12 protein-coding genes and 1 pseudogene are annotated in these 14,060 nt (G+C 62.4%); 5 read left to right on the forward strand and 8 right to left on the reverse strand.

All coding sequences use genetic code 11. From position 1 onward, the window contains the following. From INT40_RS15325 to INT40_RS15360, 8 genes and pseudogenes are all read right to left on the reverse strand, one after another. Nucleotides 1–466 (reverse strand): annotated as a pseudogene (locus INT40_RS15325) (hypothetical protein); the annotation flags it as partial. Then, nucleotides 463–771, reverse strand: coding sequence for an IS3 family transposase (locus INT40_RS20710; protein ID WP_009885298.1), 309 nt, complete (start codon nt 769–771; stop codon nt 463–465). The pseudogene INT40_RS15325 and the gene INT40_RS20710, both read right to left, overlap by 4 nt. A gap of 414 nt (nt 772–1,185) precedes the next feature. After that, the gene (locus tag INT40_RS15335) at nt 1,186–2,220 is read right to left on the reverse strand and encodes a CNNM domain-containing protein (RefSeq protein WP_193073213.1); all 1,035 of its coding nucleotides are present in this window, start codon (nt 2,218–2,220) and stop codon (nt 1,186–1,188) included. Next, nucleotides 2,217–3,560 (reverse strand): hemolysin family protein, encoded by a 1,344-nt coding sequence (locus INT40_RS15340; RefSeq protein WP_193073215.1) that lies wholly within the window; start codon nt 3,558–3,560, stop codon nt 2,217–2,219. Before INT40_RS15340 ends, INT40_RS15335 begins: the two co-directional genes overlap by 4 nt. 291 nt (nt 3,561–3,851) lie before the next feature. Then, nucleotides 3,852–5,138, reverse strand: a complete 1,287-nt coding sequence (locus INT40_RS15345) for a TRAP transporter large permease (RefSeq protein ID WP_193073216.1) — start codon at nt 5,136–5,138, stop codon at nt 3,852–3,854. Beyond that, the gene (locus tag INT40_RS15350; RefSeq protein WP_226831482.1) at nt 5,138–5,716 is read right to left on the reverse strand and encodes a TRAP transporter small permease; all 579 of its coding nucleotides are present in this window, start codon (nt 5,714–5,716) and stop codon (nt 5,138–5,140) included. Before INT40_RS15350 ends, INT40_RS15345 begins: the two co-directional genes overlap by 1 nt. Nucleotides 5,717–5,718: 2 nt before the next feature. Further along, on the reverse strand, nt 5,719–6,762 hold the full coding sequence (locus INT40_RS15355; RefSeq protein WP_193073219.1) for a TRAP transporter substrate-binding protein: 1,044 nt from the start codon (nt 6,760–6,762) through the stop codon (nt 5,719–5,721). A 246-nt stretch (nt 6,763–7,008) separates the two neighbouring features. Beyond that, on the reverse strand, nt 7,009–7,689 hold the full coding sequence (locus INT40_RS15360; protein WP_164743140.1) for a GntR family transcriptional regulator: 681 nt from the start codon (nt 7,687–7,689) through the stop codon (nt 7,009–7,011). Between the two features lie 154 nt (nt 7,690–7,843). Between INT40_RS15360 and INT40_RS15365 the strand changes: the two genes are divergently transcribed. The 5 genes from INT40_RS15365 (at nt 7,844) to INT40_RS15385 (ending at nt 14,058) form a co-directional block, all read left to right on the forward strand. Then, nucleotides 7,844–9,031: a CaiB/BaiF CoA-transferase family protein gene (locus INT40_RS15365; RefSeq protein ID WP_319020948.1), complete on the forward strand. Its 1,188-nt coding sequence runs from the start codon at nt 7,844–7,846 to the stop codon at nt 9,029–9,031. Between the two features lie 5 nt (nt 9,032–9,036). Next, on the forward strand, nt 9,037–10,752 hold the full coding sequence (locus INT40_RS15370) for a FumA C-terminus/TtdB family hydratase beta subunit (RefSeq protein ID WP_193073223.1): 1,716 nt from the start codon (nt 9,037–9,039) through the stop codon (nt 10,750–10,752). Nucleotides 10,753–10,845: 93 nt separating this feature from the next. After that, the gene (locus tag INT40_RS15375; protein ID WP_193096447.1) at nt 10,846–11,994 is read left to right on the forward strand and encodes an acyl-CoA dehydrogenase family protein; all 1,149 of its coding nucleotides are present in this window, start codon (nt 10,846–10,848) and stop codon (nt 11,992–11,994) included. 14 nt (nt 11,995–12,008) lie between these two features. Further along, on the forward strand, nt 12,009–13,187 hold the full coding sequence (locus tag INT40_RS15380; RefSeq protein ID WP_193096448.1) for an acyl-CoA dehydrogenase family protein: 1,179 nt from the start codon (nt 12,009–12,011) through the stop codon (nt 13,185–13,187). A gap of 1 nt (nt 13,188) precedes the next feature. Beyond that, on the forward strand, nt 13,189–14,058 hold the full coding sequence (locus INT40_RS15385; protein WP_193096449.1) for a MaoC family dehydratase N-terminal domain-containing protein: 870 nt from the start codon (nt 13,189–13,191) through the stop codon (nt 14,056–14,058). Nucleotides 14,059–14,060 lie beyond the last annotated feature (2 nt).

The following is a 14,060-nucleotide window of genomic DNA, read 5'->3' on the forward strand; positions in this document are numbered from 1 at the left end:
CCAGGCGGTGGTGGTCTCTCACCTCCACTCGGTTCAACAGCGCCTCGTGGCGCACAATGTCGGTCAACCACAGCTGGTTCGGGCCATCAGCTCGAAACTCGTGCCGGGTCTTCCCATCGGCATCGACAACCGCGCACAGATCGTCGTGGACGGGTGGTCCCGGCCTCTTCCCGTTCTTGGCCCGGCCCTTGCCGAAGGCGGAGAACCAGGCGTTGCCTGAACACAGTCGCCATGCGGTGCGCACTGCCATGGGCTGGCCATTCGCTTCGGCTTCGTCGGCGAGGTACCGGTACCCGAACTCAGGGTCATCGCGGTGGGCGTCGAATAAGGCGTTGGCCCGATACGCCTCGATGACATCGGCCCCAGGAACAGGGACGGCCAGCCACCGGTAGTAGGGCTGACGCGAGAGCTTCAGTACCCGGCACGACACCGCGACGGGGATCCCGTCGACGGCGAGCTCTCTCACGAGCGGGTAGAGCCTTTTGACGGCAGATTCGCCTGTGACAGATACGCGGCCGCGCGGCGCAGGACCTCGTTCTCCTGCTCAAGCAGACGATTACGCCGACGCATCTCTCGTAGTTCGGCGGACTCGTCGCTGGTGTTGCCGGGTTTGTTGCCGGCATCGACTTCTGCTTGGCGGAGCCATTTGTTGATGGTGCCTTCGTGGACTCCGAAGTCCTTGGCGATCTGTCCGATCGTCGTCTTGGAATCCCTGGTCTGGACGACGCGGATGACGTCGTCGCGGAATTCTTTCGGGTAGGGCTGTGGCATGGTGTCTATCCTTTCAGGCTTGCCTATGAACAAGCCAGATTAGATGTCACCTAACCCTGCATCAGTCCCTTCATTGGGTTTGCTCGCATGTTCGGTGCCTTCCGCGTTGCCCCAATTTGCTGATCGACCAGAGGATCATTTTGTGCATGGCTGGATCATATGAGGTAGTTAGATCAATGAGCTGGAGTGTCTTGATTAAGTTCTCAATTCGTTACCTGCTCGACAGCTGGTTGATCTGGGTCGGAGGGTCAGGGCAGCCAGGAGCACCAGGGCACTGGGGATCGCGGCTTTCGCAACGCTCATCACGCTCATGCCCAACATCCCGAAGGTGACGAACAGGCTGAGTCTCAGCAACGATGTGCTCATGCCGAACTTCAGGTTCTTCCCGACTGCGACGCTGAAGCAGGTCAGCTCTTAGGATCCGGCACCACGCCTGCCGGAACCATCTGAGGCGAGCAGATAGCTGAGCACGTCGGTGACTGTGACCACCGCATGGCTGCCATCAGATCGCTCGACCAGTGCCAGCTGTGTTCCTGCATCCTTCATTGCACCGAAGGCGCGACCGACGGTCATCGTTGCGGGCAGGACCTCGACCGAGCGAGCCACCTCGGTGACGGTGTCCCCGCCATCGAGACCGAGCACATCGCGGACATGGACCACGTGAGTCGGTGGTTGCCCAGACGCTGTGTGCACGAGGACGCGTCGGTGGCGATCGCGGCGCGCGGCCTCTCGCACTGTGTCCGCTGTCGCCTGCGGGCCGACGGCAGTCAGTTTCCCCTGCTTCGCCACCAGTTCGCCGAGGCTGAGCTGAGTCAGCTCGAGAGCACCGAGCAGTGCATCCGAGGACTCCCGTTCGATAGTCCCCGCCTGCGCCGAATGGCGCAGCAGCTCGCGCAGGTCATCAGAGGTGTGGCCCTGATCGACCTCGTCGACGGGTTCGACGCCGACGAGTCGCAGGCAGGCGTTGGCCGCGTTGTTGAGCACGTGGAGCAGGGGCCGGGTGAGGAACATGAACGCCCGCATTGGAAGCGCGAGTAAGATCGCGGAGCGCTCCGGGTGGGCCACAGCCCACGACTTCGGGGCCATCTCACCGACGACGAGATGGAGGAACGTGACGATGATGAGGGCGAGGATGAATCCGGTGAGGTCGGCGATCCACAGGGGCAGACCCAGAGCCTCGGCGACCGGCGTGATCCAATGATGAACCGCGGGCTTCGTGATCGCACCCAGTGCCAGTGTGCACGCCGTGATGCCCAGCTGGGAACCGGCGAGGAGGACGGAGAGCTCGGTGGAGCTGCGCAGCGCCGCTCTGGCCGAGCGGCTGTCGGCCGCTGCATCTTCCAGCCGGTGGCGTTTGGCGGCGATGAGGGCGAATTCCACGGAGACGAAGAACGCGCTGAGGCCGATGAAGAGGACAGTGAGGGTGACGATGACCCAGGGGTTGCTCATCGCTGAACCTCGATTCCGATCCGCAGCTGGGAGGGTACATGGGAGGACACCTCGAGGACGTCGACGGTGAGCCTGACCGGACTCGGCGCTCGTGTGCCGGCGAGCTCGGCTGGGTCGACCGGCAAGGTGATCTCGATCCGGTCACCGACCTCGGGGAAGCCCTTGGCCTCTTCGATGACAAGGCCTGAAAGCGTCTGCGCCGAGGTGGCGGGCAGGTCGCGTTCGAGCGCGCGGGAGAGCTCGTCGAGGGGCATCGCCCCCGGAGCCGTCCAGGTGCCGTCATCATCTGCGACGATCTCCTCGATCGCCTCATCGTGTTCGTCGACGATGTCACCGACGAGTTCCTCGCCGAGGTCCTCGACCGTGACGATGCCGGAGAACCCTCCGTACTCATCGACGACGCAGCCCATCTGGGCCCGGTTCTCAGTCAAGGTGCGCACGGCGTCGGGCAGGGGCAGGGACTCGGGAACGAAGACCGGCGATTTGAGCAAGGGACGCAGATCGTCTCCGTCAGCGGCGGAGAGGACGTCGAGGAGATCGATCGTGCCCACCACTTCCTCGGCGTCGTTGAGTACCGGGTACCGGGAATGACCGGTCTGCATGAGAGTTCGCACCTGATGCAGCGGCGTGTCCTCGCGGATGACGTCGACCCGTGAGCGGGGCACGGTGGCGTGGTCGACGCTCTGTTGTGGGAAGTCGAGGATGCGGTCGAGGATAAGGGAATCTTCGTCGACGAGATCCCCACTCTGTCGTGAGTCCGCGACGATATGTTTGAGATCGCGACGGGTCGCGGAGTGGTCGACATCGTGGACAGGTTCGATCCCGAGGACCTTGAGCAGGGCGTTCGAAGCCTTGTCGAAGATCGTGATGAGCCAACCGAATACGGCGAGATAGATCGCAGTCGATCGCGCAAGCCAGATAGCCAGGGGCTCAGGCCGGGCGATCGCGAGGTTCTTCGGAAACAGTTCACCGAAGACCATCTGGATGATCGTCGCCACGACCAGGGCGAGCACAGTGCCGATGACGACTCCGGTGCCGGTGGGGATCGCGGTCCCGCCGAGGGCCTCACCGACGGCAGTGCCGATGAGGGGTTCGGCGACATAGCCGACCAGCAGCCCGGTGACGGTGATACCCAGCTGAGCACCGGAGAGCATAAACGAGGTGCGGCGAGTGATCGATTGAGCGCGCTCGGCGGCTTTGTCACCGGCGGCCGACCGGGCAGCCAGGCGAGAACGGTCGACGGCCATATAGGCGAATTCCTGGGCCACGAAGTAGCCGGTGGCCACTGTGATGAGCAGGACGACGAGCAGGCCGATGAGAAGCGAGAGAAGCCAGGTCAACGGAGTTCACCTGCCCGCGCGGGGTGTTGCTGAGGTCTGATACTGCCAATGATGTCCCAGCCGGGACTTCGATAGTCGTCCATGTTCCTTCCGGAAGTCTGCATGTAGGCGGCTGACTACGATTATCCAGATGAAAGCTGGCAGCGCGCTGTGGGTGGGTGCTGCGACGAGGTGACGACTCTCGCCACGCTTCTATGACCACTGAACACTTGTGGTGCAGGTGGCCAGTTTGCAAACTGGCCACCTGCACCACAAGTGATCGATCGTCCTCGGGCCCTACGTCCTCGGGCCCTACGAACCCACGAATGCCGTGGCGAAGAACGGAACGAACGTCACCAGCGCCAGAGCAGCCAGCAGCACCAATGCACTCGGGATGGCTGCCTTGGCGACCTTCATTACGCTCATACCCGACATGCCGGAAGCCACGAACAGGTTGAGTCCCAGCGGCGGCGTGATCATGCCGATCTCCAGGTTCATCACGACGATGATGCCGAAGTGGATCGGGTCGATGCCCAGCTCCATGGCGATCGGCAGCAGGATCGGGGCGAGGATGAGGATCGCCGACGACGTCTCCATCACACAGCCCACGAACAGCAGCAGGATGTTGACGAGGATGAGGAACTGCCAGGGCTGCAGGTCCCAAGCTGTGATCGTCTCCGAGATCGACCCTGGGATCCGCTCACTGGCGAGGACGAAGGTGAAGAGGATGCCGTTGGCGATGATGAACATGACCATCGCCGAGGTTTTCACGGATGAGAGCGTGACTTCCCACAGCTGCGAGATCTTGATCTCGCGGTAGATGACCAGGGACACCACCAGTGAGTAGGCGACCGCGACGGCCGCCGCCTCGGTGGGGGTGAACCAGCCTGAGTAGATTCCACCCAGGACCAGGAACGGCAGGGCCAAGGCGAGGATCGCGTCGCGGAATGCCTTGAGCTTGTCCACATTGGATATCCGGAAGCCTTCCCCGGCGTTGCCGTAACCGTTCTTCCAGGCCACGAACACGGCCATGCCCAGCAGCATGACGCCGGCGAGGATGCCCGGCAGGATGCCGGCGAGGAACAGGTCGCCGATGTTCTGCTCTGTGGCGATGCCGAAGACGATGAGCGGAATCGACGGCGGGATGAGAATGCCCAAGGACCCCGAGGTGGCCACGAGTCCCGTGGAGAATTCCTTCGGGTATCCGTTCTTGATCATGGCCGGGATCATCAGCGCACCGACGGCGACGACCGTGGCCGGTGATGAGCCGGAGACGGCGGCGAAGAACATGCACGCAAGCACCGTGGTGATCGCCATGCCCCCGCGCAGGTGGCCGACCATGGCGGCACCGAAGTCGGTCAGTCGCCGCGAGATTCCACCGCGGGACATGATGTTGGCCGCGAGGATGAAGAACGGAATCGCCATCAGCGGGAACGAGTTCAGAGCGTTGAAGAGCCGTTCCGAGACCTGGGTCATCGGGATGAGCGTGAAGTAGTAGAAGTAGACGAGGCTGGTCAGGCCCAGGGCCACCGCAATGGGCGCCGAGGTGACGAGCAGCAGAATGAGGACTGCAATGAGAACGAATGTTGCTTCGAGCATCAGCGATCCCCTTCCTTCGAATCGTCGTCGTCATCGATGGCGACATCCTTCACGTCGATGCCGACTGCCGCGGCTTCCTCAGCGAACACGTCCTTGTCGAGCTCTTCGGCCGGGGCCTTGATCGCTCGGATGAGCATTTCGGCGGCGCGGATGAAGAACAGCGTCATGCCGATCGCCAGTGAGAGTTCGACGACCCACAGCGGCAGCTTGAGCGCCGGGGTGATCGTCGTGCGCGAGAAGGGTTCGCTGATCAGTGCCCAGGACAGGTAGGCGATGAAGCCCGCATAGATGAGAGTCATCAGGCCGCCGAGGACGACGAAGAACTTCTTCTTCTTGCCCTTGAGCAGCGTCGGCATGATGTCCACGGCCACGTGCTCGTTGTGGCGCAGGGTCACGACCGCACCGAAGAAGGTCGAGCAGATGATGAGATAGATGATGGCCTCTTCGGACCAGAAGAGCACGTCTCCGGTGATATTGCGCAGGAGCACTGCGAAGACCGCGAGTGCTGTGGCGCCGATGAGACTGGCGCCGGCCAGGAAGTTCTCGACCCGGCTCAGATACTTGTCGAAGGTCTTCATCGTCACTCACGTTCCTTGTCGCGCTGCAGGAGCTCGTCGACGACCTCAGGTCCGATGACATCGCTGTACTTCTCGTACTCGGATGGCACGACCATGTCCTTGAACGACTGACGTTCTTCCTTCGTGGGCACCACGATCTTCGTGCCCCCGGACTCCTCGATGAGCCGCTTGGATTCCGCGTTGACCTTCTGTGCTTCCTTGCGGTTGAACTCGGAGGCTTCATCGGCAGATTCGTCGACGACGGCCTGCAGGTCATCGGGCAGTTCGTCATACCAGCGCTTGTTCACGGTGAGGATGTAGCCGATGTAACCGTGATTGAGTTCGGTGACGTACTTCTGGACGGTGTGCATCTTCTGCGACTCGATGTTCGAGTATGTGTTCTCACCACCGTCGATGAGTCCCTGCTGAAGTCCGTTGTAGACCTCCGCGAAGGCCAGGGGCGACGGGATTCCGCCCCAGGTCTCGAACTGAGTGCGCAGCACGTCCGAAGGTTGGATGCGATACTTCTTGCCCTTCATGTCATCCGGGGACAGCGTCGCATTGTTCGAATGGATCTGCTTCATTCCCGAATCCCACAGGCCCAGAACCTTCAGTCCATTGGCCTCGAGGTCGGGGTTAGCGTAGATGGCCTTGCCGATCTCGGTGTCGGGACTGACGATCTCCGGGATCTCATCCGGGTGATCGAAAATGAACGGCAAGTCGAGAACCTGCAGGCTCGGCGCGATCGTCGTGAACTTCGCGCTCGCCGGGGCGAGCATCTGCACGGCGTTGGACTGCAGCGCCTGCATCTCGTCCTTGCCGCCGTAGAGTTCCGAGTTCGGGAACACCTCGACCTGGATGCGGCCATCGGACTTCTCTTCGATCTGCTTGGCGAAGAAGTCAGCGGCGAGTCCCTTCGGCGTGCTCGTCGAAGTCACATGGGCGAAGCGCAGTTCGAACTTCTCCTGCTTGCCGCTGCGCGCGGGATTGCACCCGCTCAGGGCCAGCAGGCAGATCGACAGGCAGGCAACCAGCGGTTTCCACCTGGGTCGTCGTATCGACGTCATCGTCAGCTCCAGTAATCGAGACCAGTGTCATGTCAGTCTCCGAGGTGACCAGTGCAGACATCGCAGTCTGCTGCACAATGCACGGCAACGTGCCTTGGCGGTGCGCTGAGTCACACAAGGAGTCAAACGATTTGAGCTTAGACGAGAATCAGTCGATTTCCAATATTATCTACCAAGGAATGCATTATTTCTTGAGATGTGGGAATCCAAGGGCGATGGATACAGAGAACGGGGGAGTGGGGCTGCTCAGTCCGCGTCGAAATCGAAGGGGTCGGAGATCGGCTCACCGGCCGTGGACTCGGCCAGGCGCAGGAATCCATTGGTGATGTGATCGCCGAGGTGCTTCGCCGCAGCGTCCGGATCGATGCGTTTCACAGCATCGACGATGGCCTGGTGCTCACTGTGGACCTGATTGAGTCGGTCCGAACTGTCGAGGGTGAGATCCCAGGGAAAGGCCCGCCACCGGGTGGCGATGTCATCGCGCAGGGCCGGGAGTCCGCACCGATCGTAGAAGAAGAAGTGGAACTCCTCGTTGCGGGTGTTGCGGCCCATGGCATCGCCCTCTTCGCTGGCGGAGTCCAGTGCCTCGAGGAGCTTCTCGGCCTGGCGCAGCTCGTGACGGGAGATCCGGGTCGTGGCGCGGGCGATGGCGAAGGTCTCGGTCAGTTTGCGTGTGACGAAGAGAGATTTGAGGCGGTCGACGTCGACGCCGGCCACGCGCACGCCGCGATGGGCCTCGGAGGATACGAGGCCTTCGGATTCGAGGATGCGCAAGGCTTCGCGGACAGGAGTGATCGAGGCCTTGAACCATTCGGCGACCTCGTCCTGACGCAGTCGTTCGCCGCGTTCGAGCTCGCGGCCGAGGATCTTCCGACGCAGGCCCAGGACGATCTTGTCCCGCTTCGTCGATGCTGATTCCTGCTCCACTCCACAGCCTTCCGTCGCCGCTCGTCGTGCCTCGCCAATTGCCTTCGCTTCGTGAAGTGTATCCCGCTGCAAGGTTTCAGCGTGAATAATGCATGATCCAGAGAATGATGTATTCTATCGTGGAAAGCTTATGAAATCTCGTTGTGGAGGCCCCGTGCACGCCGAACTTCCGTTGTCCGGTATCAGCGTCATCAGCTGCGAGCAGGCCGTGGCGGCACCGTTCGCCTCCAGGCAGCTCGCCGATCTGGGTGCGCGCGTGATCAAGATCGAGCGCCCCGGAACCGGAGACTTCGCCCGCGGCTACGACACCACCGTCAACGGCATGGCAAGCCACTTCGTATGGCTCAACCGCAACAAGGAGAGCCTGAGCCTCGACCTCAAGCACCCGCAGGGCAAAGCGATTCTCAAGAGCCTCGTCGCCGAGGCCGACGTGTTCATCCAGAACTTCGCCCCCGGAGCCGCCGAACGCTTGGGCTTCGGCGCCGATGACCTGCGCGGGACCAATGACCGACTCATCTACGCCTCGATCTCCGGATACGGACCAGACGGGCCGTACAAGAACGCCAAGGCATACGATGCACTTGTGCAGGCCGAAGCAGGATTGGTCTCCGTGACAGGGACCGAGGATCACCCCGCGAAGACGGGGATCTCAACGGCGGACATCTCCGCCGGCATGTACACCTATTCCGGCATCCTCACCGCCCTGTTCAACCGTGAGAAGACAGGCGAAGGCGCCACCCTCCAAATCAGCCTCTTCGACTCCCTCGTCGAATGGATGGGCTACCCCCTCTACTTCACCCACGGCAGCGGCACCCGCCCCACCCGGGCAGGGACCTCCCATGCGGCCATCGCCCCCTATGGTGCGTTCACCTGCGGTGACGGCACCCAGATTATGCTCGCGATTCAGAATGAACGCGAATGGAAGAGCTTCGCCACCCAGGTCCTGGGCCGTGACGACATGGTCACCGACGAACGCTTCGATCGGGCAGCCCACCGCTACGCCCACCGCGATGAGCTGCAAACCATCATCGAAGCAGTCTTCGCCGACTTCACCGGCGCGCAATGCGACGAGCTCCTCGAAACCGCCAAGGTCGCACACTCGCGGCAGCGGGACATGACTGAGATCGCCGATCACCCCCAGCTGGTCGAGCGTGACCGCTGGCAGGACGTCGGCTCCCCGGTCGGGCCGATTTCGATGCTCGTGCCTCCGGTCGAGATGTCCGGGGTCGAACCTCGGATGGATCCGATTCCCGATGTTGGAGACCATACGGACACCATCCTCGGCGATCTGGGATTCAGTCCTGAGAAGGTTGCCGAACTCCATCGTGAAGGAGCCATCTGATCACCATGGCCGAACAACCTGACACAACACCGGCCTTTGCGTATACCCCGTTGCTGCCCACACACGGTGATGGCCCGGCCATGCGGCGCCTCGACATCGACGGAGTCGAAACGGTGCACGCCGAGGTGGCTGGCCAGCCGAGGTCATTCCTGCAGGTGGCGCCGTCGACGCTGACCGGCCTCGCCGAGGTCGCGTTCAAAGAGGTCTCCCACTACCTGCGCACCGATCACCTGGCCAGCCTGCGCGCGATCATCGACGATCCGGAAGCCAGCGCCAACGATGTCTTCGTCGCACTCGACCTGCTGCAGAACGCCTCGGTCTCGGCCGGGGAGATCCTGCCCATGTGCCAGGACACCGGAACCGCGATCGTCTCCGCTAAACGCGGACCCAATGTGCTCACCGACGGTGACGACGCCAAATATCTCTCGGCCGGCATCCACCGGGCCTATGAGGAGCTCAACCTCCGCTACTCCCAGCTCGCCCCGGTCAGCCTCTTCGAGGAGAAGAACACGGGCACCAACCTGCCCGCGCAGATCGAAGTGGGGTTGAGCCCGGCCGATGACTACGAGCTGCTGTTCATGGCCAAGGGCGGGGGAAGTGCGAACAAGTCCTTCCTCTACCAGGAGACGAAGGCCGTGCTCAACGAGGACTCGATGCTCGAATTCCTCGCCGAGAAGATCTCCACCCTGGGCACCGCTGCCTGCCCGCCCTACCACCTGGCAGTCGTCATCGGCGGACCCTCGGCGGAGTTCACGCTCAAGACCGCGAAGCTCGCCAGCGCCCATTACCTCGACGACCTGCCCACCACCGGTGACTCGAGGCTGGGCCATGGGTTCCGCGACACGGACTTCGAAGACACCGTGTTCAAGCTGACCCAGACGCTCGGCTTCGGCGCGCAGTTCGGTGGCAAGTACTTCTGCCACGACGTGCGCGTCGTGAGGCTGCCCCGCCACAACGGGTCACTGCCGATCGCGATCGCCGTCAGCTGCTCGGCCGACCGGCAGATCATTGCCCGCATCAACGCAGACGGTGTCTTCATCGAAGAACTCGAACACGATCCGGCTCGGTTCCTGCCGTCGATGGGTCGCGTCGATGAGATCGAATCCGGCAACGTCACCGCCGTCGACCTCGACCGGCCGATGCCCGAACTCCAGTCCCAGCTGAGCCAGCTGGCCGTAGGGGACAGGCTTTCAGTGTCAGGCACGATGATCGTCGCCCGAGACATCGTCCACGCCAACCTGCGCGAACGCCTCAATGCCGGCGGGGAGCTGCCCGACTACTTTAAGGACCACCCCATCTACTACGCGGGACCGGCCAAGACTCCCGAAGGAATGCCCTCGGGATCGTTTGGACCGACCACCGCTTCACGGATGGACACCTACGTGCGCCAGTTCCAGGAGGCCGGCGGGTCGATGATCATGCTCGCCAAGGGCAACCGCTCGGCGCAGGTCAAAGACTCCTGTGCGGAATTCGGCGGGTTCTACCTCGGCTCCATCGGCGGGCCCGCGGCACGTCTGGCCCAGGACTGCATCACCGAGGTCGAAGTCCTCGACATGGAGGACCTCGGTATGGAAGCCGTCTGGCGGATCACAGTTGAGGACTTCCCAGCCTTCATCATCACCGACGACAAGGGCAACGACTTCTTCGACAGCACTGGACCGGATACGACGATCGGGCTCGGGCGGACGAGAACAGCCAAGGACGGCGCCCGGCTGGACTGAACCGGCCACGGACCACCACGAACACGGCCACGTCGGGCCACCTCGGCGAGGCAGACAATCACAACTTCAGCAGCAGAGGAAAAGGACTTCGAGATGGCAGTCAGCAGCGAAGAGCAGATGATGATCGACACGGTCGCCGAGTTCATCGACCACGACGTCAAACCCCACGTCAACCGGGTCGAGCATGCCGACGAATATCCGGAGAAGTGGATCCAGACCATGAAGGACATGGGCATCTACGGACTCGCGATCGACGAGCCCTGGGGCGACGGCAAAGTCTCGACCGAGGCCTATGCGCTCATCACGCAGGAACTGGCCCGCGGGTGGATGTCCTTAGCCGGTGCCATGGGCGGGCACACCGTCGTGGCCAAGCTCATCGCCGAATACGGCACGGCCGAGCAGAAGGACAAATACCTGCCGCGCATGGCCACCGGTGAACTGCGCGCGACGATGGCCCTGACCGAACCCGGCGGCGGCTCCGACCTGCAGGCCATGCGCACCGTCGCGACCAAGGACGGCGAGGACTACGTCATCAACGGGTCGAAGACCTGGATCACCAACGCCCGCAAGTCCGACCTCATCGCCCTGCTCGTCAAGACCGACCCCACGGCCGAACCTCGCCACAAGGGCATCTCGATCATCCTCGTCGAAAAGGCCGAGGGCTTCACCGTGTCGAAGAACCTCTCGAAGCTCGGCTACAAGGGTGTGGAGACCTGCGAGCTCGTGTTCGAGAATCTGCGCCAGCCGCAGTCCCAGCTGCTCGGTGAGAAGGAGGGCGTGGGCTTCAAGCAGATGATGAAGGGCCTGGAGATCGGCCGCATCCAGGTGGCCTCCCGCTCACTCGGCGTGGCCCAGGCTGCCCTCAATGACGCGGTGAAGTACTCCCAGGAACGCGAGTCCATGGGCAAGCCCATCTGGAAGCACCAGGCTGTGGGCAATCAGCTCGCGAAGATGGCCACGAAGCTCGAGGCCGCCCGTCAGCTCGTCCTCCACACCGCTCGCACCTATGATTCCGGTGATCGCGTGGACATGGAGGCCGGCATGGCCAAGTATTACGCCTCAGAGATGGCCGCCGAGGTGGCCCTTGACGCTATCCGTGTCCATGGCGGTTACGGATACTCCACCGAGTACGACGTCGAACGCTACTACCGTGATGCTCCGCTGATGATCGTCGGCGAGGGCACCAACGAAATCCAGCTCGGCGTCATCGCCAAGCAGCTCATCGGCCGCAACAAGGCCTGAGAAGGAGTCTCACTATGACGCATAAGCCCAGGCCTAGGCCGAATACTCCGCACTTCATGACCGAGGACCGGCTGGAGATCCAGCAGCTGGCTCGAGAGTTCGCCCGCGATGTTGTCCTGCCGCTCGCCAATGAACTCGACCCCGTGGAGGGTCAGTTCCCGGAGTGGTTCATCAAGCAGATGGCGGACATGGGGTTCTTCGGGATTCTCATCCCCGAAGAATACGGGGGCCTCGGGCTCGGCGTCTTCGAGTACTGCCTCGTTGCCGAAGAGCTCTCCAGAGCCTGGATGTCCGTTGGTGGCCTGTTGGCTCGCGGCAATGGGATGGGCGGTGGATTCTCACCCGAACAGGAAGCTCGTCTGCTGCCGAAGGTCGCGACCGGTGAATACCTCGGCGCCTTTGCCCTCTCCGAGGCCGAGGCTGGGTCGGATGTTGCGAATATTCGGTGCAAGGCCACCCGTGCTGATGACGGTGGGTGGGTCATCAACGGCACGAAGATGTGGTGCACGTTTGCCGATCAGGCCGACTACATCATCCTCTTCGCCCGCACCTCGACCGACGAAGAGAAACGTCACCGTGGAATCTCGGCATTCCTCGTCGAGAAGAACCGCGGTGAGTTCCCCGCAGGCATGTCGGGGACTGCTGTGAAGAAGATCGGGTATTTCGGGTGGAAGACCTGGGATCTCAACTTCGACGACTTCCACCTTCCAGCAGACGCACTGCTGGGTGAGGAAGAGCGGGGCTTCTACCAGGCCGTGTCCGGGCTCGAGGTCGGGCGTGCGCATACTGCCGCTCGGTCGATCGGTCTCGCACAGGCGGCCCTGGAGGATTCGATCGCGTACTTGAAGCAGCGGGTCCAGTTCGGTCACCCCTTGGCTGACTTCCAGCATCTGCGGTTCAAGGTTGCCGACATGGCCGCGCAGATCGAAGCCAGCCGGGCGTTGATGTATCACGTGTGCACGCAGATCGATTCTGGTGCACGCTGCGACAAGGAAGCGGCGATGGTCAAATACCTCGCTGCCGAGATGGCGGAGAAGGTCACCTCGGAGGCGGTGCAGATCCATGGTGGTGCCGGATACACGAAGGACTTCGCGGTCGAACGGCACTGGCGGGACGCCAGGTTGACGAAGATCTTCGAAGGGTCCTCGGAGATCCAGATGCGCATCATTTCAGATGAACTGTTAGGACGTTGACATGACTGAAATCAATCTGCAGGACTGGGTGGGCCGGTCCCACACGGAAGAGGACATCGCCTCGGGAGTCAGTGCGGCACGCTTAGCCACGCTGCTTGAGCAGGACGTATCGTCGTCGACCGAGCCAGCGACGCTGTTCCCATTGGGACATTGGCTGCACTTCGCCGAAGACGACGTGCCGATGAGTGAACTGGGCAACGATGGACACGTGAAGCTCGGCGGCTTCATGCCACCGGTCGGACTACCTCGGCGCATGTGGGCTGGCAGTAAGCTGCAGTTCCATTCCCCCATCCTCGCCGGGCAGAAGCTTTCGCGGACGACGACCATCGAATCGATCACGGAGAAGACCGGCGGCAGCGGTACCCTCTGCTTCGTCGTGCTGCGCCACGAAGTCTCCGCCGACGGAGTCCTGGCGACAACGGATCGGCACACGATCGTCTACCGGGAAGCCACCTCGGCGCCCGAAGGATCCGCCGCAGCACCAGCTCGGGCAGATACACCTGCCCCCGAAGGATGGGACTGGGTGCGCTCGGTGCGGCCCAACGAAGTCATGCTCTTCCGCTACTCGGCACTGACGTTCAACTCCCACCGCATCCACTACGACCACCCGTATGTCACCGAGGTCGAAGGGTATCCTGGGCTGGTGACACACGGCCCGCTGACAGCCACACTGCTCTTGGACGCATTCATGAAGAACCACCCGGAGTCCACGATCGCGACATACGACTTCCGAGCGAAGTCACCCCTGTTTGCGAACGAGCAGATCCACCTCGTCGGTCGCAGCACCGGAGCGAACACCCATGAACTCGAAGCCATTGGACCCGACGGCAAGACCGCGATCGCGGCAACAGTGACGACTACCGAAAGCTGAGG

This window comes from Brevibacterium sp. FME17 (assembly GCF_014897515.1).
Classification (GTDB): Bacteria; Actinomycetota; Actinomycetes; order Actinomycetales; family Brevibacteriaceae; genus Brevibacterium.

What these genes read in the sequence shown, in the direction of transcription:
- INT40_RS15350 (WP_226831482.1), bottom strand. Translation starts at nt 5,716, where the DNA reads ATGAAGACCTTCGACAAGTATCTGAGCCGGGTCGAGAACTTCCTGGCC.
- INT40_RS15335 (WP_193073213.1), bottom strand. Translation starts at nt 2,220, where the DNA reads ATGAGCAACCCCTGGGTCATCGTCACCCTCACTGTCCTCTTCATCGGC.
- INT40_RS15385 (WP_193096449.1), top strand. Translation starts at nt 13,189, where the DNA reads ATGACTGAAATCAATCTGCAGGACTGGGTGGGCCGGTCCCACACGGAA.
- INT40_RS15345 (WP_193073216.1), bottom strand. Translation starts at nt 5,138, where the DNA reads ATGCTCGAAGCAACATTCGTTCTCATTGCAGTCCTCATTCTGCTGCTC.
- INT40_RS20710 (WP_009885298.1), bottom strand. Translation starts at nt 771, where the DNA reads ATGCCACAGCCCTACCCGAAAGAATTCCGCGACGACGTCATCCGCGTC.
- INT40_RS15355 (WP_193073219.1), bottom strand. Translation starts at nt 6,762, where the DNA reads ATGACGTCGATACGACGACCCAGGTGGAAACCGCTGGTTGCCTGCCTG.
- INT40_RS15375 (WP_193096447.1), top strand. Translation starts at nt 10,846, where the DNA reads ATGGCAGTCAGCAGCGAAGAGCAGATGATGATCGACACGGTCGCCGAG.
- INT40_RS15380 (WP_193096448.1), top strand. Translation starts at nt 12,009, where the DNA reads ATGACGCATAAGCCCAGGCCTAGGCCGAATACTCCGCACTTCATGACC.
- INT40_RS15370 (WP_193073223.1), top strand. Translation starts at nt 9,037, where the DNA reads ATGGCCGAACAACCTGACACAACACCGGCCTTTGCGTATACCCCGTTG.